Below are 18051 nucleotides of genomic sequence, written 5' to 3'. Positions count from 1 at the left end.
ATGAATCCAAAAACAAAAAAGATAATCGGGAATGTTGTATTTGTACTACTTATTGGTTTATTAATATGGCCGACGAGTAGGAGCTATTTTCAACAGATGCTGATGAAAATCGGTTTATTTAAACCGACATTGGAAGCACCAAAAGAGGTTGCCGAGCCAATTGATGCTGTAGCGAAACCTGTCAGCAACACCGTTTCTTTTGTTAATCCGATGGGCGAAACCATTCAAGTAGCGGACTTAAAGGGTAAGGTCGTTTTTATCAACTTTTGGGCGACTTGGTGTGGGCCATGCCGAGCCGAGATGCCTTCTATTAATGTGCTTTACGATAAATTTAAGGACAATCCGAATATTGTATTTCTGATTGTGGAGATAGAGGGTGATAAAGAGAAGGCTGCTGCTTTTGTCAAGAATGAGAAGTTAACCTTGCCGATTAGTTACCCAAACAGCGATATTCCCAAAGAATGGCTTTCAGAGTCTATTCCAAGTACCGTGATTTTGGGCAAGGATGGCAAGTTAGCGACACGGCATGAGGGTATGGCCGATTACTCTACACCCGATGTGGCAACCTTTATTCAAGATTTAATCAATAAATAATTACGATCTATACATTAGCATGACCAGAGCAGAACTTATCCATCAAATTAAAGAGAAACGTTCGTTTTTATGTGTCGGATTGGACACAGACCTTACTAAGATTCCTGAGCACCTTTTGGATGATGAGGATCCGATCTATAGTTTCAATAAAGCTATTATTGATGCTACAGCTGATTTATGTGTCGCTTATAAGCCCAATATTGCCTTTTATGAATGTTACGGATTAAAAGGGTGGCAGTCGCTTCAAAAAACTTGGGCAGCATTACCGAAAGATTGTTTTAGTATTGCTGATGCCAAACGGGGTGATATTGGAAATACTTCAGGTCGTTATGCTATGGCTTTTTTTGATGAGTCAAACTCCGGTTTAGGATTTGATAGCATAACCATTGCTCCTTACATGGGAAAAGATTCGGTTACACCTTTTTTGGAGTTCAAAGATAAATGGGCTATTGTATTAGCCTTGACCTCTAATGAGGGAAGTTTAGATTTTCAGAATTTTGAAAACAAGGAAGGGCTTCAGTTATTTGAACAAGTCATCGATAAAGTAAATACCTGGGGCAGTACCGACAATTTAATGTATGTGGTCGGTGCAACGAGAGGGGAAGGCTTTATTAAAATTCGTGAGCATGCTCCAGAACATTTCCTATTGGTACCGGGGGTCGGTGCACAGGGGGGGTCATTGGAAGATGTTTGCAAATATGGTATGAATAAAGACTGTGGACTCTTGGTCAATAGCACAAGAGGAATTATATATGCTTCGAAAGGACGTGATTTTGCAGAACGCGCACGTGAAGAGGCCCTAAAACTACAAAAAGAAATGGAAATTGAACTGTTAAAAGCAGGTATTATTTCCTGATTTGACATTTAATAATTCATTCGTAATACTTACCTTTGCAGCATGCCAGAAAAAATTATCATTCTAGACTTCGGGTCTCAGTACACGCAATTAATTGCAAGACGTGTCAGAGAACTAAATGTGTATTGTGAGATACACCCGTTTAATAAATTGCCAGATTTTGACGAATCTGTGAAAGGTGTTATATTCTCAGGAAGTCCCTTTTCCGTTCGACAAGAGGATGCACCTCAAATTGATTTTGTCGCTATTCAGGAGCGTTTTCCACTTTTAGGAGTGTGTTATGGTGCACAATACATTGCTCAACAATCGGGCGGAGATGTATTGCCATCTGAAATCCGTGAGTATGGTCGCGCAAATCTGCAATTTGTCAATAATGAAAATGAATTATTGGCAGGTGTACCTGTGCAGTCTCAGGTATGGATGTCGCATGGCGATACGATCAAAGAGGTACCAGCAAATTTTGATATTATTGCCAGCACAGACAAAGTGCGTGTTGCAGCATATCAGGTTAAGGGTACACGTACTTTTGGTATACAGTTTCACCCAGAGGTAACACATAGTACAGATGGTGCTATTTTGTTGAAAAACTTCGTTGTTGGTATCTGTGGTTGTGCGCAGGACTGGACTCCAGATGCATTTGTGGAGACTACTGTAGCATCACTGAAAGAGCAGTTGGGTAATGACCATGTGATCATGGCTTTATCTGGAGGTGTAGATTCTACTGTTGCCGCAGTATTGTTACACCATGCAATCGGACAGAAATTACATTGTATTTTTGTAGATCATGGCTTACTTCGTAAAGATGAATATGAGCAGGTATTGGATTCTTACAAAAATATGGGTTTAAATATTAAGGGAATTAATGCGAAAGATCTGTTTTATGGTCGCTTGGCAGGAGTTTCTGAACCTGAGGAAAAACGTAAGATCATTGGTAATTCCTTTATTGATGTGTTTGATGAAGCTGCGAAGGAAATTCAAAAAGAATTACCAGAAGGAATCGAAGCGAAATGGTTGGGACAAGGTACAATCTATCCCGATATCATTGAGTCAGTTTCGGTTAAAGGACCTTCAGCAACAATAAAATCACACCATAATGTCGGCGGTTTGCCTGATTTTATGAAACTGAAAGTTGTTGAACCATTAAAGACTTTATTTAAAGACGAAGTCAGAAGAGTTGGGAAGGCATTAGAGGTAGATCAGGCGATTTTAGGTAGACATCCATTTCCAGGTCCTGGTTTAGCCATTCGTATTTTAGGTGATATTACAGCCGAAAGAGTACGGATTGTTCAGGAAGCAGATGCAATCTTTATCAGTAACTTGAAGGAATCAGGATGGTATGATAAAGTATGGCAAGCTGGTACAATCTTTTTACCTGTGCGTTCGGTAGGGGTAATGGGTGACGAACGTACTTACGAGCATGTTGTGAGCTTAAGAGCTGTAGGGTCTCTTGATGGAATGACTGCAGATTGGATACATCTACCATATGACCTGTTGGCAAAAATTTCAAATGAAATTATCAACCATGTGAAAGGAATAAACAGAGTTGTATATGATATCAGTTCAAAACCACCCGCTACGATTGAGTGGGAATAAAATATGGGTTGCAGCACTCGTGGCATTATGCCTCGCCAGCTGTACAACCAAAAAAAGCACAGTATTGCGTTCGCCCTCTTCTAGTCGGGGCGAACAGCAAACTGCTGTCACCAAACCAAACAGTGAGAAAGATAAGCCTGCTGTAAAAGTTGGCGATGTGCAAAATGTAAATGGCCATTCGGTTAAAAACAATAAAATTGCACTTCTTTTACCGTTTGAACTAAATAGCATTGCTAAAACGGTGACTACTGAAGATGTCGAGCGATCTGCTTTGGCATTGGACTTTTACCAGGGTTTTCAAGCAGGCCTAGACAAGATCGCTAAGGATGGAATGCTGTTTGATTTGCAGGTCATCGACTCGCGCGATAATGTAGCTTACAATGCGTCTTTGGGAACTGCGGCTACGGTAAAGGATGCTGCACTTGTTGTCGGTCCAGTTTACCCACGGGAAATCAGAAGTTTTGCACAGACCTTTGCGAATAAAAATGTCCTCCAGGTGTCTCCATTAGCGGCTACGATGGCTTCGGAATTTAGTGTCCCTAACTTGGTGTCCATGACGCCATCGATACGGACCCATTCCGAAACAATGGCAAAATATGTCGCTGATCAGTATTATAATGGAGATCAGATTTTGATCTATGATGCCGGAGATGATGAAAGCAAACAATTCCTGGTCAATTTTGCCAGCGAGGTCACAAAGGCGAATGCACAGGCAAAAGTAAAAACGGTTATGAGCCTAAATGAGCTCAATAATAGCCTGGTGCTGACAGGAACAAATCATGTTGTATCCGGAACTGCCAATAAGAACTTGGTCAAAGGATTGTTGGATGCTATGGATGAGCGTTTCTTGAATCCTGGTAACCAGTTCAAGCTATATGGCCATCCAAATCTTTCAAAACTTTCCTTTGAAAATTTTGAAAACATGGATTTTTATAGTTTGACGATCACTTCTTCGAGCTTAGCCAATGATTCTGACGGTGATACGAAAAAGTTTATATCAAATTACAAATCACTGTATAAAGTAGATCCTTCTGAGTTTTCTTATAAGGGTTATGATGCCGCCGTTTATTTTGGGCGTCTACTTCATAAATACGGTGTTGATTATGTAAGCCATATGACTCAGGAGAAATTCTCTGGACTCAATAGCGATTATAGATTTGAATTCTATCCGAAGTGGGGGTATGCCAATAGAGCTTTGGGGATCATGGTTTATCACAACAAGAAATTTGAAAGAAAATAATCCTTGAATGGCTGAATTCAGTGAAAAACGTGTTTACCAACAAATACGTAATTTTGAGCGAGCGATGGATGGTTTCGAAGGAGATCAACCGTTTTCGCGGTATTTAACGACTTTTTTTAAGGAGAATAAACAGATGGGGTCTTCGGATCGTCGGTCCACTTCCCGTCTGTGTTACAACTATTTCCGTTTGGGGTTAGCAGCTTCACAGTTGTCACAGCAGCGACGATTGGTTCTTGCGGAGTTTTTATGCGAAAACGATAGCCCTTTGGTCAATCTACTTGAACCTGCTTATAGTGATAAGTTGGGTTTATCTTTAGATCAGAAGATTTCTTTTCTTGAATCTGAAGGACTACTAAAAAGTGAAGATCTATTTCCTTTCACAAGCTATTTTTCGTCTCAGATTGATACCAGACTATTTTTGAAGAGCCAATTGGTTCAGCCTCATCTGTATATCCGGGTAAAGCGAGGTAAAAATAAGGTCGTTCGTGCGATTTTAGACGAAAATCAGATTCCCTATAGTGAATTGAGTGATCAGACCATCTCTTTGGCCAATGGTACCTCTTTACAACGCTTTTCAAACTTGGAAGGACTGGTTGAAGTACAGGATTTATCCTCACAGCGTACGCTTGAATTCATGAAACCCGAGGACAGAGAATCCTGGTGGGATGCTTGTGCTGCATCGGGTGGTAAATCTCTTTTATTAATGGATGCATGCCCTTCTGCTAATTTATTGGTAACTGATCTTCGGATGAGTATCCTTCGTAACCTGGATGAGCGATTTGATCATGCTGGTATTAAACATTACCGTAAGAAAATATTGGATCTGACAAAAGATCCTTATCCGATATTGGGGAACGAGAAATTTGATGGGGTATTATTAGATGCACCTTGTACAGGCTCAGGTACCTGGGGACGTACACCAGAGATGATCCGGGAATTTAAAACGGCTAAGATTGAGGAATTTAGTACATTGCAGAAAACTATCGCTAGCCATGTTGCGGGATATGTGAAAGTGGGTAAGCCGCTGGTTTATATAACCTGCTCCGTATTTAAAGCAGAGAATGAGGAAGTTGTTGACTATATCTTAAACAATTTGGGATTTGAACTGGAAAGTATGCGTTGTCTGGATGGTTATACTGAAAGAGCAGATAGCATGTTTGTTGCCAGGTTGATCAAAAAATAACCAGATTGGCCTAAAATATAGAAGCGCCTATTCTTTTTTCTAAGAATAGGCGCTTCTATATTTTAGCTTCGACTATTTCATCATCGCATATCTACTAATCACATTTGCTTGGTATGACCAATACAGGACAGGTTGCCTTGCGAATCACGGATTCAGATACAGAACCTGAAATAAAATGATCAAATCCGCTTCTCCCATTAGATCCCATAATAATTAGATCTGCCGACCACTCATGTGAAGCCGCAAGAATTTCTTCTTTGATTGATCCAATTCGATTGAAAAGATATATTTCTCCTGAACCGATAAATTCCCCGCTTAATTTTTCAAGATATTTTTGCGCATTTTCCTGTTCCATTTCGGATACTTCCGGTACGATAATAGGCTGCTGACCCAATAGTGGATCCGCTCCGAAATTTGTTGGTGAAGTCGGGGGGATAACAGTGACAAGGGCGACAGCAGCACTGAATACCTGAGCCATTTCTCTGGCATATAGAATGGCTTTCTCTGAACATGGAGCATCATCGACTGCAACGAGTATTCTTTTGAATTTTAAATTTGTATTCTCCATATCTACTATAATTAATTTATCTTCGTTTTATAATATATAATCATAGATTTGACAATTTTGTTTTATTTGGCCAATGAAATATGGTATTTGTACACTTGCTTTGGTTCCTTTGCGTTCGGAGCAGGCACATCGAAGTGAGATGGTTTCCCAAGTGTTATTTGGGGAATTATTTGAAATTCTGAACGTTGAGACTGACTGGACAGCGATACGGATGTTGGAAACCAATTATCTGGGCTGGATCCAGAATGGTCAGTTTATAGTAGTTGATTCAGTAGAAATTGAGCACTATTTCGCTGGGACGTCAAGTTTGGTCGGAAGGGAAGGCGGATTACTTTTTAATGATGGGAATAGACTTCATGTATGCCATGGCACAAAACTTTATTTAAACGAGGCCAATAGGTTTATTTTAGGTGAGCTAGACCTGGCTTACCAAGGTAGTGTCAATCCCTTTTCCAAATCTGATTTTGAGACTGAGGTTGCTGAACTCGCCACGAGTTATAAAGATACACCCTACTTGTGGGGTGGGCGCTCCCAATGGGGAATAGACTGCTCAGGTTTTTCTCAACTGATTTATAGTTGCTTTGGGATTAACCTGCCAAGAGATGCATATCAGCAGGCGGAAATCGGGGAGACTGTTGATTTTATTTCAGAAATTAAGACGGGAGATTTGGCTTATTTTGACAACGCGGACGGACGCATTACACATGTAGGTATTATGTTGGATAGGGATACCATTATTCATGCATCAGCTAAAGTACGTATTGATCGAATGGATAACGAAGGGATCTTTAATCGGGAATTGAATAAATATTCACATAAACTACGTATTGTAAAGCGCTATATTTAGTCGATATTTAAACAAAAGAAAAGGCGATAAGATATCTTATCGCCTTTTCTTTTATTGAATTCCTAGCTTTGCAGACTAGAATTTGAATGTCAAACCAAATTTAGCTGTATCAAAGAAGTTATTGAAGCTATTGATGTTTGCGTTAAATTCGTTAGATGATTTTGCTCCGTCAACGTCAAGTTTTGAAGTTTTGAATGACAATAAATCAGTCAAACCAAAGTTGATTGCAATTTTAGGCGTTACAAAGTAGTTGATACCCAAACCAGCGTTTGCACCAAATCCTTTTGTTTTAGGAACATCAATTGTATTTGTACCATCATTGATTTTTCCATCAGCTTGCGCATAACCAGCACCTAATTGAGCGTAAGTTTTGAAACGTGAACCTAATTCAAGGAAGTAGTAACGTCCATAAGCACCTACTCCAAAACTATTGCCTTTTACATATGATTCGTTTGCTTGATCAACATTCGTTGTTTTTTTATTGTTGCCAACGTTGAAATCTAAACCTACAGCGATCTTATCAGTAACAAAGTAACCAACAGAAGGGTTGAAGTTAAATGAGTTTGTTTTTATGTGATCCGTTTTGTCATTTGACGTATTTGCAGAAAGATTACCTTCAACAATGAAGTCAGTTTTTTTGAAACCAAATTCTTGTGCTTGTGAAGCGACTGTCAAACCAGCTACGGCTGCTAATGTAAGTAAAACTTTTTTCATGTGTTTTTATTTTAATAGTTTGCTTTAATAAGTCAGTAATTACTTCCTGACTTTTTTAATTTGTTAGTCAAATGTCGTAAAGTTATTTTATTTTATTGTCACTAGATTGTCTAGATATTTTGTCAAACTCGTAAATGATAGTGGTTCAAATATTTAAATTTTGCTATTTTTTGATTGATAATCCGTTTATTTTTTGAATATCTATATTGTATTGACTTTTTGTTATTATTTGTCAGTTTGATGTAAGAAAGCAAAAAAAGAGCCATTGATCAATTGGATCAATGGCTCTTTTGACATCGGGTTAATCCGACTTTTATTCGAAATATTCTTTTATACGTTCAAAAAATGATTTTTCACTTTTACCAGGTTGTGGTTTAAAGTTTGGTGATTCTTTGAGTTTATTCAATAATTCTTTTTCTTCGTTGGATACAGCTTTTGGTGTCCAGATATTAACGTAAACAAGCTGATCACCTTTATGGTAAGAATTGACTTCAGGAATACCTTTTCCTTTCAGACGTAATATTTTACCACCCTGTGTTCCAGGTTCGATTTTTATTTTAGCTTTTCCATCAATTGTCGGAACTTCTACGCTGGTACCTAAAGTGGCATCGACGAAATTAATGTACAGATCATAGATGACATTAAGGCCGTCACGTTTTAAGCTTTCGTGTGGAACCTCCTCGATTAATATAATAAGGTCCCCTGGTATACCACCACGTGGGGCTGCATTTCCTTTGCCACTCATAGAGAGTTGCATTCCTTCGCTTACTCCGGCAGGGATATTGATTGCGATTGTTTCTTCACCACGCTCTAATCCTTCACCTCTACAGGTTGTACATTTTGCGGTAATTTCAACACCTTCACCATTACAGGTAGGGCAGGTGCTAGTGGTTTGCATTTGACCCAGAATGGTATTTGTTACTCGGCGTACAGATCCAGAGCCACCACAGGTCTTACAGGTATGGAAAGAAGATTTGTCTTTAGCTCCAGAGCCATCACAGCTATGACAGGAAACTTGTTTGTTGACCTTTACTTTTTTCTCAACACCTTTAGCGATTTCTTCAAGAGTCAATTTAACTTTAATACGCAAGTTGCTTCCACGTGCTACGCGGCGGCCACCACGCTGACCTCCGCCACCGCCACCGAAGAAACTTTCGAAGGGATGTCCGCCACCAAAGATATCACCAAACTGGCTAAATATGTCATCCATATTCATGCCACCACCACCGCCGTAGCCACCACTTGCTGAATTACCAGCATGGCCAAATTGGTCGTAGCGTTGACGTTTTTGTGGATTGCTCAAGATATCGTATGCCTCAGCAGCCTCCTTAAATTTTTCCTCCGCTTCATGATCACCGGGGTTTTTGTCCGGGTGATATTTAATCGCTAATTTGCGATAGGATGATTTAATCTCCTTCTCGTCCGCTGAACGCGCGACACCAAGTATATCGTAATAATCTCTTTTTGACATCGTCTTAATATTATTGACCTATAACTACTTTAGCGTGACGAATCACTTTGTCACCCAAATAGTATCCCTTTTCGATTACGTCCACTACTTTATTTTTTAAATCTGCTGTAGGTGCTGGAATGGATGTAATAGCTTCCTGTAATTCAGGGTCAAATGCCTGGCCAGCAGTTTCCATTTCTTTTAATCCCAATTGAGACAGGGTTTGTCTTAATTTGTTGTTGACAATATCCATCCCTGTTTTAACGGATTCTACGTCTGTAGCAGTTTCCATAGCACTTAATGCTCGGTCAAAATCATCTAACGTAGGTAATAATTTACTGATCACATCTTTTCCTGCTGATTGAATCAATTCAACACGTTCTTTGCTTGTACGTTTTCTATAATTGTCAAATTCAGCAGAAAGACGAATGTATTTATCCTTTGCCTCTGCCAATTCTGCGGCCAACTTCTCTTCGGTAGACAATTCTACCTGATTATCCGAAGGCTGCTCTTGTTGATCAGAAGAATTAGTTTCTACTTGATCTTGACTCTCATCATAATAATTATCTTGCTCATTCATATCTTCAATGCTAAAATAGATTCAAAAATTTACTATATCTTCTTTTCTCAAAGTTTTTGCCAAACAATAAAATTCCGACAGCTTGTCAGATTTTATTAAAAAAGCCTAACAATTTGTCGGAATTTGCAAAAATGTCTTTTTACTTGTCAGTTTTTCGTTTAGATGCTGACATCATCCTGTAGAATACCGTCTCCAGTTTTGATAATCCGGGAAGGCATATTGCGAATAATTGTATAATCGTGGGTAGCCATTAAAATTGCTGTTCCAGAATTGGCGATATCGCGCAACAATAGGACAATTTCCTCGGAGGTGGCAGGATCCAAGTTTCCGGTAGGCTCATCCGCAAGGATAATCTCTGGGTTATTCAGTAGGGCACGGGCAATGACAATCCGCTGTTGCTCACCACCGGAAAGCTCATGAGGCATTTTCTTTAATTTGGAACGAAGTCCAACTTTTTCCAATACGTCCAAGATACGTCCATCAATCATTTTTTTATCTTTCCAGCCCGTAGCCTTTAACGCAAACTCGAGGTTCTTCTCGATCGTTCTGTCGGATAACAAATGAAAGTCCTGAAAAACAATCCCTAATTTCCGGCGTAAGTAAGGAACATCATTTTCGTGAAGTTTCTTGAGGTCAAACCCAGCGATCATTCCCTCTCCATTACCGATATATAGATCGCCATAGATGATTTTTAATAAACTACTTTTTCCGCTGCCAGACTGTCCGATAAGGTAGAGAAATTCTCCTTTCCCGATGTTTAAATTGACATTGGATAATACTAAATGTTTCTGTTGAAAGATATCAACGTTCTTTAATGTAATTACTTTATTTTCAATCATGGGCGTTAAAACTCTAATTTTTTAATTTGACCAAAAGGCATTTCTCTTACCAATTGCATGATATATTCAGCCTTTTCTCCCAATCCGATCTTGTCAAGGGATTTGTCAGGTCGATCTACTCTAAAATATGCCAACAAGGTGAAGGCATCATCTCGCAGCTGAACATAGTCGGGAATTTTGGCGACACCTTTTACTTTAATGATATACATGATTTCAAAGTTAGTATTTTTAATGCAATTTCTTTACTATGAATTTAACGGAAGCTTACTGGTTTGCAAATAAAAAGTCCAGCGTATTTATACCATCTGCATAATCATCCAGGGCCGGACATTGACTTTCTCCAAAATGAAAGACTGGTGACTGTATGTTCAATTGGACTTCGGAGACAACACACTGAATATTTTCAGCTTGTTGATTCAGCTCGTTTTCGACATCTTCAAGACGGTTGTATTCCTCGTAATAAACCACGGATAATGGAGAGGCAGTACGCTGATCCTGTTTGAGCAACAGAAACCCATTATCAAAATGCTTGTCTCTGTTGATCAGATAGATGGATTTATTATAGTCGTAATTATTATTGTATTTATAGTGTTCGGATACATCTTTAAAATCCGCTATTCCTTCAAAAAAATGTGCTACTGCATAATCTTTTGGAATAAAAAGTTTGGAAACCGAGCGGCAGCCAAGGCCGAAGTAATCAAAGATATCGTGACCTAAGGCCTCCATTTCTGCTGGGGATTCCTGTCCTGTAATGACCGCAACACTATTTCTATTTCGTCGGATAATGTGGGGTTTTGTGCCAAAATAATAGTCAAAATAACGGGCTGTATTGTTTGAGCCAGTGGCAATGACCAAGTCGAAGTCTTTGAGTTTATCAACAATTTCAAAAGCTGCTTCAAAAGCGGGTTCGATTTGTTTTAAACTGTTGAGTACATAAGTTGTTAAACCTGCGTCATCCGAGGATACCTTAATTTTTGCTTTAAATCCGCTGATTAATACACAAAGGATGTCATGAAAACCAACCAGCGGAATATTTCCAGCGAGAATCAAACCTACGGTTTTAATAGATTCGAGATCTGGGTAGTTGCGTAGCCAATGATTGAGCTTCTCTTCTGTTAAGTTGGATGAAATCGCATGTATGGCCCTTTCAACATTTTTTAGGGTATACCAAGGATTTTTATGTTGCGCCAGTTGAATGATCTGAGTAAGATCTTCAGGCTGCTTTTTCAACAGTTCACCCAGTTTTACGAACGCATTTATTCGTTGTTGCTTTGTCAAAATATTAAATTTTTAAAAGATGAATACACAAATTTGTGTTATATTTGTGCTGTTAACATTAATCAACGTGAATCAACTAGCCTTATTGTACAATCAGACTTTGTTTTCATATTGATAATGCAAAAATAGTTTATTTATCATAATTGTGAGGTTATAAATGGCGATTAAAATTACAGACGAATGCATTAACTGTGGTGCTTGCGAACCGGAATGCCCAAATAATGCAATATACGATGCTGGTGTAACTTGGAAATTCTCAGATGGGACTGCTTTGGATGGTGTTATAGATTTTGGTGATGGCGTTACGCTTGACGCGAATGAATCACAGGAAGCTATCTCAAATGAAGTTTATTATATTGTTTCGGATAAATGTACAGAATGTGTAGGTTTTCATGATGAACCACAATGTGCTGCTGTTTGTCCAGTAGATTGTTGTGTGGATGACGAAGATGTACGTGAGTCCAACGATGAGCTATTAGCGAAAAAAGCTTGGTTACACGCGGAATAATTTTTTTATTCCGTTAAAATATAGAGCAGGGTAAGAAATTATCCTGCTTTTTTTTTGCACAATAGCTTTCTGTGAAATCGGTATTTTGTTGCGAAAGTGGGGCTATTTAAATAATAATATTTGCAAAAGCATAGTATTTTTTTATTTTTGTTCTTTTGACCATTAAAATCTTTTAAATGTTAAAAACCAAAATAGGGTTAATCACCCTCATCACAGTTACATTAGCTTGTATCATTGCAGTATTGTACGAATTTAAAGTTGTGGGCTTCTCGCATGAATTTCTAATGGCTGTCCGTTGGATAGTTGCCACCGTTTTGGTTGTAAATGCGCTTTATAAGAAAAATTTAACCACATGGATTTTAACTTGTATGATCCTGGGCATTTTTGTTGGACTGGATTTTCCCAATCTGGCAATTTCGTTACAACCGCTGAGCAAAGGTTTCATCAAATTGGTAAAGACCATTGTTGGACCTATTCTTTTTGCAACGCTTGTCTATGGTATCGCCGGGCACTCTGACTTGAAGCAAGTAGGACGTATGGCCTGGAAGTCCATGTTGTATTTCTTCTGTGCAACTACCTGTGCTATTTTTATTGGTTTAGGTGCAATCAATCTTACTAAGGCAGGAGTAGGTGTGGACGTTGCTCATATGCCACATGAAGAGCTGCCAGTGCCTAAAGAAAGTATGGACGCACATGTATTGAAATCCCTTCCGGATAATGTACATCCAGTTTATAAATTCACTGCATTCATCCGTGATCTTTTTCCTGAGAATATCGTAAAGTCAGTTGCTGACAATCAGGTATTACAAATTGTTGTGTTTTCGGTGTTATTCGGAATCGGCCTAGCGATGGTCGATGAGAAGAAGCGGAAGCCACTGGTGGATTTTACAGAAAGTATGTCTGAGACGATGTTTAAATTTACGAACATCATCATGTATTTTGCTCCGGTTGGGGTTGGGGCAGCGATGGCGTACACGGTGGGACATCTCGGTGTTGATATTTTGAAAAACTTATTTATGCTGTTGGCAACGTTGTATTTTGCATTGTTTTGCTTTTTGACCTTGGTGTTGCTTCCTGTTGCACTTTATTTAAAGATTCCTGTCAAACGTTTTATCAACGCTATCAAAGAGCCAGTATCTATTGCTTTTGCAACGACAAGTTCCGATGCTGCTTTACCCAAAGCCATGAGTGCAATGGAGAAATTTGGCGTGCCGCGTAAGATCGTTTCATTTGTTATCCCAACTGGTTATAGCTTCAATCTAGATGGAACATCCCTTTATTTATCGTTGGCCGCAATTTTTGTTGCGCAGGCAGCAGGTATTCACTTGACGTTTGGACAACAGCTCATGATTGCTTTCACATTAATGATTACCTCTAAGGGGGTGGCAGCAGTGCCACGTGCTTCATTAATTATCCTAATAGCAACAGCTGATCAGTTCGGTCTGCCAACCTTTGTTATTGCCGCTATTTTGGGTATTGACGAGTTGATGGACATGGCGCGTACCTCTGTTAACGTTGTTGGTAACTGTCTTGCAACGGTCGTTGTCGCCAAATGGGAGGGTGAGTTTGATGAAGAAGCACCTTATCGAGAAGATACGGAAGAATTGGTTTAATACAGCAATCACCTTATAAAAAAAGCTGCTCCAATACATAATGTATCGGAGCAGCTTTTTTTTGGGGTTGAAGCCAGAAGTTTATCGGCCATCTACATAATACCAAAGGTTACCTTGCTGTTTAAATGTAGATTTTTCGTGATGGATCTGTACTTCCATTGTAGCATCCAGATAATGGGCTTCAAATTCGACTGTTGAAAAGGTAGCTTTCAGGATACTTAACTGCATCCATTTATTTTCCTTAGCCCATTGCTCAATAGCATTCTTATTTTGGAATCTTCTGGCTGTAGGGTGGAATGTGTTGTACAAAAAGTCAATGTTTCCCACGACAAAAGCGCTGTAACGAGCTCGCATAAGCGCTTCGGCTGTTGTTGCCTTAGCATGGGTGCTATGAATTTGTATACAGCATTCGCCAAAAGTTGAACCCGAGCCACATGGACATGAATGAGCTGCTGTTATCATGCGTTTGTGAGGTTACCAGCCTTTTATGGCTCCGTTTTTAAATACTTTCTTTGCTGTTGCTTCTACCTCAGGTGATTGATAGGATTGTATAAACTGCTGTACTTTTTCATCATTTTTATTATCTGCCCGTGCAACAATTAAATTAACATAAGGAGATTCTTTATCCTCGGTAAATAAACCTTGTTTTTCAGGATCCAATCCAGCCTGTGAAGCAAAGCTGTTATTGATGATCGCAACAACAACCTGAGGATCGTCAAGTACGCGAGGTAGCTGAGGGGCTTCCATTTCGATTATTTTAACCTGTTTCGGGTTGCTCACAATGTCTGTTACTTTTGGTTGTATGCCAACATTTTCTTTTAAACCGATGATTCCCTCACGCTGAAGAAGTAATAGCGAACGTCCACCATTTGTTGGGTCATTTGGGATAGCGATAGTCGCACCGGGCTGAAGTTCGGTGATGGTTTTGATCTTTTTAGAATAGGCGACAATCGGAAATACAAATGTATTTCCCACAATGGTCAGTTTGGTGAAACCACGTTGTTTGGATTGTTCCTGAAGATAGGGTTGGTGCTGGAATACATTGACATCGATATCACCTTGGTTCAGAGCTTCATTAGGAACGACGTAATCATTGAAGGAAACGAGTTCCACATCCAGATTGAACTTTTCTTTTGCAACTTTCTTAGCCGTCTCCGCAAGTTCCTTTTCAGGACCCGTCACCACACCAACTTTAAGGGTGTTTTCTTTCTTTTCCCTGTTGTTACAAGCTACAATAGTCGTCAGACTAAAAGCTAGAATTGCAAATGCATAGTTCATTTTTTTCATCTGTATAAATTTGTTTATTCATTATTTCATTTTCCCTTTAAGGCATTCATGCTGCCTTCGGCGGTTTCAGTTGTGATGAAGCTATCAGATTTATCCATCGAGTGTATGTTTTAAGCGGCATTCATGAACTCGCTTTGCTCTGTTATTCACTCCACTGTATGATCGAATAAATCATGATGGTTTCATATGATACAATTAATGTTAACGATGGTTTACTTTTTTAGAGATATAATCGCCTGTATATTGCAAAAGGAATACAATTAAAATTAATAAAATAAGGACAGCATTCATGATGAAGGTGTCATAACCAACATAGCCGTATTGGTAGCCAATCTGTCCCAGTCCGCCGGCCCCAACAGCGCCACCCATAGCCGAATAGCCTACAAGTGTAATTAACGTTATTGTCGCATTGTTCACCAGTGAGGGTAATGCCTCCGGAAGCAACACTTTAAAGACCACCTGCTGTGTACTCGCGCCCATGGCTCTGGCAGCTTCAATTAATCCATGAGGGATCTCCAATAAGCTGTTTTCTACCAATCGCGCAATAAAAGGAGCTGCGCCAATGCTTAAAGGGACCAATGCTGCTGACATACCTATGGATGTTCCTACAAGCTGACGTGTAAATGGAATCATCCATACAATGAGAATAATGAATGGAATAGATCTGAACACGTTCACTAGCAAGGAAACAATCTGGTGCATGGTTTTGTTTTCCAGCAGCTGATGTTTTCTGGTCAAGAATAGGTAGATTCCAAGTGGAAGTCCGATTACAAAACCAAAGAAACCTGACAGGAAAGTCATCATCAATGTCTCGAGTGTTCCTGATAATAGTAATTCTAGTACTTGATCAGACATAACCTAATATTTTAGTTTGCGGATGCTGTTCTTTTAAATAGGAGAGACTCGCTTTTATTTTGTCGATATCACCTGACAATTCGGCTAATATAACACCAAACTTCATTTCGCCAATGTAGTCGATTTGTGCGGTAATAATATTTGTTTTGACCTGATATTGGCGTTCCAACTGTTGTATAAATGGAATGGAATCTTCACTGGAGGTCATGTAAATCTCGACAAGTGGATTGCCACTGTCTTTTAACCGTTCCTGAAAACCTAAGGGGATATCGACCTGTAAAGAAGATTGAATAAAGTTTTTGGTGGTTTCCTGCTGTGGGTTTGCGAAAATGGTTTCAACAGAACCACTCTCAATTAAAGTTCCCTGATCCAGTACTGCTACTTGATCACATATCCTTTTGATCACATCCATTTCATGGGTAATCAATAAGATTGTAAGTCCCAGTTGCTTATTGATTTTTTTTAATAAGGTGAGGATAGATTTTGTCGTTGCTGGATCCAGGGCACTGGTGGCCTCATCACAGAGTAGGATATGGGGGTCATTTGCCAGTGCGCGAGCTATAGCTACCCGTTGTTTCTGTCCTCCAGATAGATTTGCCGGATAAATCTCCGCTTTATCTTCCAGTCCAACGAGGCTTAGCAATTCCGAAACTTTTTGCCGGATAAATGCCTTTGATTTACCTTCCAGTTGCAATGGAAAAGATATGTTCTCAGAGACTGTTAGGGATGACAATAGATTGAAATGTTGGAAGATCATTCCGATATTTCTTCGTTTCATCATTAAATCTTTGGAAGACATCGACATCAGATCCTCATTCTCAATAATGACTTGACCTGTGTCCGGTCTTTCTAACAGATTTACACAACGAATCAGTGTGCTTTTGCCGGCACCTGAAGCTCCTATGACGCCAAATATTTCTCCCTTGGCAATGGATAGGGAGAGACTCTTCAATGCATCTATTCGTTTGGATTTAACCTCGAATGATTTAGATATGTTGTTTAGTTGAATCATTGACCCTATAGGGATTTATGCATTTATGTTAACAAAGTGGATGTCGATATAAATGTACACAAATGCGGTTGATAAATTACAATGAAATGACGAAAAAATAGCCGTTGAGCCGATCTTTCCAGATAAAAAATAAAGACAGGAAAGATCGGTCTATATCGGCAGGAAGTTAAGATAGGGAGTGAGTAGATATTACTTGTTTCCCAGATCCAAGACCTTCGATGCCGTATTCAATAATATCGCCATCGCGAAGAAAGCGTTGCGGGGATTTTCCCATACCTGAACCGGCTGGTGAGCCTGTTGAGATGATATCACCCGGAAGTAGGGACATGAACTGGCTTAAGTACGATATAAGCTTTGGAACACGATAGATAAAGTCGCTTGTGTTGCCATCTTGCATAAGATCGCCATTTAATTTAAGCCAAATTCTCATATTATCGACATCTTGAATTTCATCTTTTGTAGCAATGAATGGACCAATGGGAGCGAATGTATCGCAACCTTTACCTTTGTCCCAGGTACCACCTCTTTCGATCTGAAACTCCCGTTCAGTCACGTCGTTATGTAGCACGTAGCCAAAAACATAATCCAGGGCCTCTTCTTCACTAACATAGGAAGCTTTCTTACCTATAACGATAGCAAGCTCGGTTTCCCAATCGGATTTCACAGAGTTTTTAGGTAGTGTAATACCATCGAAAGGACCATTAAATGCCGAAACAGATTTCATGAAAACAATAGGTTCTGCTGCTTGCTGCAATTTGGTTTCCTTAACGTGATCGTCGAAGTTGAGTCCAACACAAAGAATTTTGGAGGGAGCTTCCAAAGGAGTGCCAATACGTTCATCCGCAGCGATCTCTTTTAGGTTTTCGCGATTCTGTTCTACATATGCTTGAAGTTTCTCCAAATTTGCCGTATTTGCAAAGAAATCACGGTTATATTGAAAATTTCCTTCTGAAACATCATATTTCTTTTCATTTAAAATGACTCCCGCCTTTTCGGAGCCCTTTGCGCCATATCTAAAAATCTTCATAAGCCGC

Annotated in this window: 20 protein-coding genes; 8 read left to right on the top strand and 12 right to left on the bottom strand. The window is 39.4% G+C overall.

Features of this window, described 5'->3' with window-relative positions; translation table 11 throughout:
- From OGI71_RS09020 to OGI71_RS09000, 5 genes are read left to right on the top strand one after another with little or no spacing between them, the layout of a single operon-like run.
- Entirely contained in the window at positions 1-594 is a 594-nt protein-coding gene (locus tag OGI71_RS09020) for a TlpA disulfide reductase family protein (RefSeq protein WP_282255080.1), read from the top strand.
- Positions 595-613: 19 nt separating this feature from the next.
- The gene (gene pyrF, locus OGI71_RS09015; protein WP_282255079.1) at positions 614-1450 is read left to right on the top strand and encodes an orotidine-5'-phosphate decarboxylase; all 837 of its coding nucleotides are present in this window, start codon (positions 614-616) and stop codon (positions 1448-1450) included.
- Between the two features lie 42 nt (positions 1451-1492).
- Complete coding sequence (gene guaA, locus OGI71_RS09010) at positions 1493-3043, top strand: glutamine-hydrolyzing GMP synthase (RefSeq protein ID WP_282255078.1); 1551 nt, start codon at positions 1493-1495, stop codon at positions 3041-3043.
- Entirely contained in the window at positions 3000-4283 is a 1284-nt protein-coding gene (locus OGI71_RS09005) for an ABC transporter substrate-binding protein (protein ID WP_282255076.1), read from the top strand. Before guaA ends, OGI71_RS09005 begins: the two co-directional genes overlap by 44 nt.
- A gap of 7 nt (positions 4284-4290) precedes the next feature.
- Positions 4291-5466 carry an RsmB/NOP family class I SAM-dependent RNA methyltransferase gene (locus OGI71_RS09000; RefSeq protein ID WP_282255074.1) on the top strand — a complete coding sequence of 392 codons (1176 nt, stop codon included), beginning with the start codon at positions 4291-4293 and terminating at the stop codon, positions 5464-5466.
- A gap of 94 nt (positions 5467-5560) precedes the next feature.
- Here the strand turns inward: OGI71_RS09000 and OGI71_RS08995 are convergent, their stop codons facing one another.
- Positions 5561-6034 carry a universal stress protein gene (locus OGI71_RS08995; RefSeq protein ID WP_282255073.1) on the bottom strand — a complete coding sequence of 158 codons (474 nt, stop codon included), beginning with the start codon at positions 6032-6034 and terminating at the stop codon, positions 5561-5563.
- Between the two features lie 73 nt (positions 6035-6107).
- Between OGI71_RS08995 and OGI71_RS08990 the strand changes: the two genes are divergently transcribed.
- On the top strand, positions 6108-6881 hold the full coding sequence (locus tag OGI71_RS08990; protein ID WP_282255072.1) for a C40 family peptidase: 774 nt from the start codon (positions 6108-6110) through the stop codon (positions 6879-6881).
- A gap of 75 nt (positions 6882-6956) precedes the next feature.
- Here OGI71_RS08990 and OGI71_RS08985 read toward each other — a convergent pair whose 3' ends face one another.
- The 6 genes from OGI71_RS08985 to OGI71_RS08960 form a co-directional block, all read right to left on the bottom strand.
- On the bottom strand, positions 6957-7595 hold the full coding sequence (locus tag OGI71_RS08985; protein ID WP_282255071.1) for an OmpW family outer membrane protein: 639 nt from the start codon (positions 7593-7595) through the stop codon (positions 6957-6959).
- A 313-nt stretch (positions 7596-7908) separates the two neighbouring features.
- Complete coding sequence (gene dnaJ / locus OGI71_RS08980; RefSeq protein ID WP_120258061.1) at positions 7909-9066, bottom strand: molecular chaperone DnaJ; 1158 nt, start codon at positions 9064-9066, stop codon at positions 7909-7911.
- A 10-nt stretch (positions 9067-9076) separates the two neighbouring features.
- Complete coding sequence (locus tag OGI71_RS08975; protein WP_282255070.1) at positions 9077-9625, bottom strand: nucleotide exchange factor GrpE; 549 nt, start codon at positions 9623-9625, stop codon at positions 9077-9079.
- A gap of 158 nt (positions 9626-9783) precedes the next feature.
- Positions 9784-10464 carry an ATP-binding cassette domain-containing protein gene (locus tag OGI71_RS08970; RefSeq protein ID WP_120258059.1) on the bottom strand — a complete coding sequence of 227 codons (681 nt, stop codon included), beginning with the start codon at positions 10462-10464 and terminating at the stop codon, positions 9784-9786.
- A 5-nt stretch (positions 10465-10469) separates the two neighbouring features.
- Positions 10470-10673, bottom strand: coding sequence for a hypothetical protein (locus OGI71_RS08965; protein ID WP_046672891.1), 204 nt, complete (start codon positions 10671-10673; stop codon positions 10470-10472).
- A 55-nt stretch (positions 10674-10728) separates the two neighbouring features.
- Positions 10729-11742, bottom strand: a complete 1014-nt coding sequence (locus OGI71_RS08960; protein ID WP_282255068.1) for an acyl-CoA reductase — start codon at positions 11740-11742, stop codon at positions 10729-10731.
- Between the two features lie 157 nt (positions 11743-11899).
- Here OGI71_RS08960 and OGI71_RS08955 point away from each other — a divergent pair, with 157 nt between their 5' ends.
- Both OGI71_RS08955 and OGI71_RS08950 read left to right on the top strand, forming a co-directional pair.
- Complete coding sequence (locus OGI71_RS08955; RefSeq protein WP_046672889.1) at positions 11900-12250, top strand: 4Fe-4S dicluster domain-containing protein; 351 nt, start codon at positions 11900-11902, stop codon at positions 12248-12250.
- A gap of 176 nt (positions 12251-12426) precedes the next feature.
- Complete coding sequence (locus OGI71_RS08950) at positions 12427-13863, top strand: cation:dicarboxylase symporter family transporter (protein WP_282255064.1); 1437 nt, start codon at positions 12427-12429, stop codon at positions 13861-13863.
- Positions 13864-13944: 81 nt separating this feature from the next.
- On the opposite strand, the gene OGI71_RS08945 is transcribed toward OGI71_RS08950, so the two are convergent.
- The 5 genes from OGI71_RS08945 to OGI71_RS08925 all read right to left on the bottom strand — a co-directional run bounded on the left by OGI71_RS08945 (position 13945) and on the right by OGI71_RS08925 (position 18044).
- Complete coding sequence (locus OGI71_RS08945) at positions 13945-14325, bottom strand: YchJ family metal-binding protein (protein WP_282255063.1); 381 nt, start codon at positions 14323-14325, stop codon at positions 13945-13947.
- A gap of 12 nt (positions 14326-14337) precedes the next feature.
- On the bottom strand, positions 14338-15150 hold the full coding sequence (gene metQ, locus OGI71_RS08940) for a methionine ABC transporter substrate-binding lipoprotein MetQ (RefSeq protein WP_282255061.1): 813 nt from the start codon (positions 15148-15150) through the stop codon (positions 14338-14340).
- A 201-nt stretch (positions 15151-15351) separates the two neighbouring features.
- Complete coding sequence (metI, locus tag OGI71_RS08935) at positions 15352-16005, bottom strand: methionine ABC transporter permease MetI (protein WP_282255060.1); 654 nt, start codon at positions 16003-16005, stop codon at positions 15352-15354.
- Positions 15998-17017 (bottom strand): methionine ABC transporter ATP-binding protein, encoded by a 1020-nt coding sequence (locus OGI71_RS08930; RefSeq protein ID WP_282255056.1) that lies wholly within the window; start codon positions 17015-17017, stop codon positions 15998-16000. Before OGI71_RS08930 ends, metI begins: the two co-directional genes overlap by 8 nt.
- Positions 17018-17183: 166 nt before the next feature.
- Positions 17184-18044: a fumarylacetoacetate hydrolase family protein gene (locus tag OGI71_RS08925; RefSeq protein WP_282255055.1), complete on the bottom strand. Its 861-nt coding sequence runs from the start codon at positions 18042-18044 to the stop codon at positions 17184-17186.
- Positions 18045-18051: the final 7 nt, after the last annotated feature.

The sequence above is a fragment of the Sphingobacterium sp. ML3W genome, from assembly GCF_029542085.1.
Classification (GTDB): Bacteria; Bacteroidota; Bacteroidia; order Sphingobacteriales; family Sphingobacteriaceae; genus Sphingobacterium.
This window is presented reverse-complemented; position numbering and strand designations above follow the sequence as displayed.

What these genes read in the sequence shown, in the direction of transcription:
- OGI71_RS09020 (WP_282255080.1), top strand. Translation starts at nt 1, where the DNA reads ATGAATCCAAAAACAAAAAAGATAATCGGGAATGTTGTATTTGTACTA.
- pyrF (WP_282255079.1), top strand. Translation starts at nt 614, where the DNA reads ATGACCAGAGCAGAACTTATCCATCAAATTAAAGAGAAACGTTCGTTT.
- guaA (WP_282255078.1), top strand. Translation starts at nt 1,493, where the DNA reads ATGCCAGAAAAAATTATCATTCTAGACTTCGGGTCTCAGTACACGCAA.
- OGI71_RS09005 (WP_282255076.1), top strand. Translation starts at nt 3,000, where the DNA reads ATGATATCAGTTCAAAACCACCCGCTACGATTGAGTGGGAATAAAATA.
- OGI71_RS09000 (WP_282255074.1), top strand. Translation starts at nt 4,291, where the DNA reads ATGGCTGAATTCAGTGAAAAACGTGTTTACCAACAAATACGTAATTTT.
- OGI71_RS08995 (WP_282255073.1), bottom strand. Translation starts at nt 6,034, where the DNA reads ATGGAGAATACAAATTTAAAATTCAAAAGAATACTCGTTGCAGTCGAT.
- OGI71_RS08990 (WP_282255072.1), top strand. Translation starts at nt 6,108, where the DNA reads ATGAAATATGGTATTTGTACACTTGCTTTGGTTCCTTTGCGTTCGGAG.
- OGI71_RS08985 (WP_282255071.1), bottom strand. Translation starts at nt 7,595, where the DNA reads ATGAAAAAAGTTTTACTTACATTAGCAGCCGTAGCTGGTTTGACAGTC.
- dnaJ (WP_120258061.1), bottom strand. Translation starts at nt 9,066, where the DNA reads ATGTCAAAAAGAGATTATTACGATATACTTGGTGTCGCGCGTTCAGCG.
- OGI71_RS08975 (WP_282255070.1), bottom strand. Translation starts at nt 9,625, where the DNA reads ATGAATGAGCAAGATAATTATTATGATGAGAGTCAAGATCAAGTAGAA.
- OGI71_RS08970 (WP_120258059.1), bottom strand. Translation starts at nt 10,464, where the DNA reads ATGATTGAAAATAAAGTAATTACATTAAAGAACGTTGATATCTTTCAA.
- OGI71_RS08965 (WP_046672891.1), bottom strand. Translation starts at nt 10,673, where the DNA reads ATGTATATCATTAAAGTAAAAGGTGTCGCCAAAATTCCCGACTATGTT.
- OGI71_RS08955 (WP_046672889.1), top strand. Translation starts at nt 11,900, where the DNA reads ATGGCGATTAAAATTACAGACGAATGCATTAACTGTGGTGCTTGCGAA.
- OGI71_RS08950 (WP_282255064.1), top strand. Translation starts at nt 12,427, where the DNA reads ATGTTAAAAACCAAAATAGGGTTAATCACCCTCATCACAGTTACATTA.
- OGI71_RS08945 (WP_282255063.1), bottom strand. Translation starts at nt 14,325, where the DNA reads ATGATAACAGCAGCTCATTCATGTCCATGTGGCTCGGGTTCAACTTTT.
- metQ (WP_282255061.1), bottom strand. Translation starts at nt 15,150, where the DNA reads ATGAAAAAAATGAACTATGCATTTGCAATTCTAGCTTTTAGTCTGACG.
- metI (WP_282255060.1), bottom strand. Translation starts at nt 16,005, where the DNA reads ATGTCTGATCAAGTACTAGAATTACTATTATCAGGAACACTCGAGACA.
- OGI71_RS08930 (WP_282255056.1), bottom strand. Translation starts at nt 17,017, where the DNA reads ATGATTCAACTAAACAACATATCTAAATCATTCGAGGTTAAATCCAAA.
- OGI71_RS08925 (WP_282255055.1), bottom strand. Translation starts at nt 18,044, where the DNA reads ATGAAGATTTTTAGATATGGCGCAAAGGGCTCCGAAAAGGCGGGAGTC.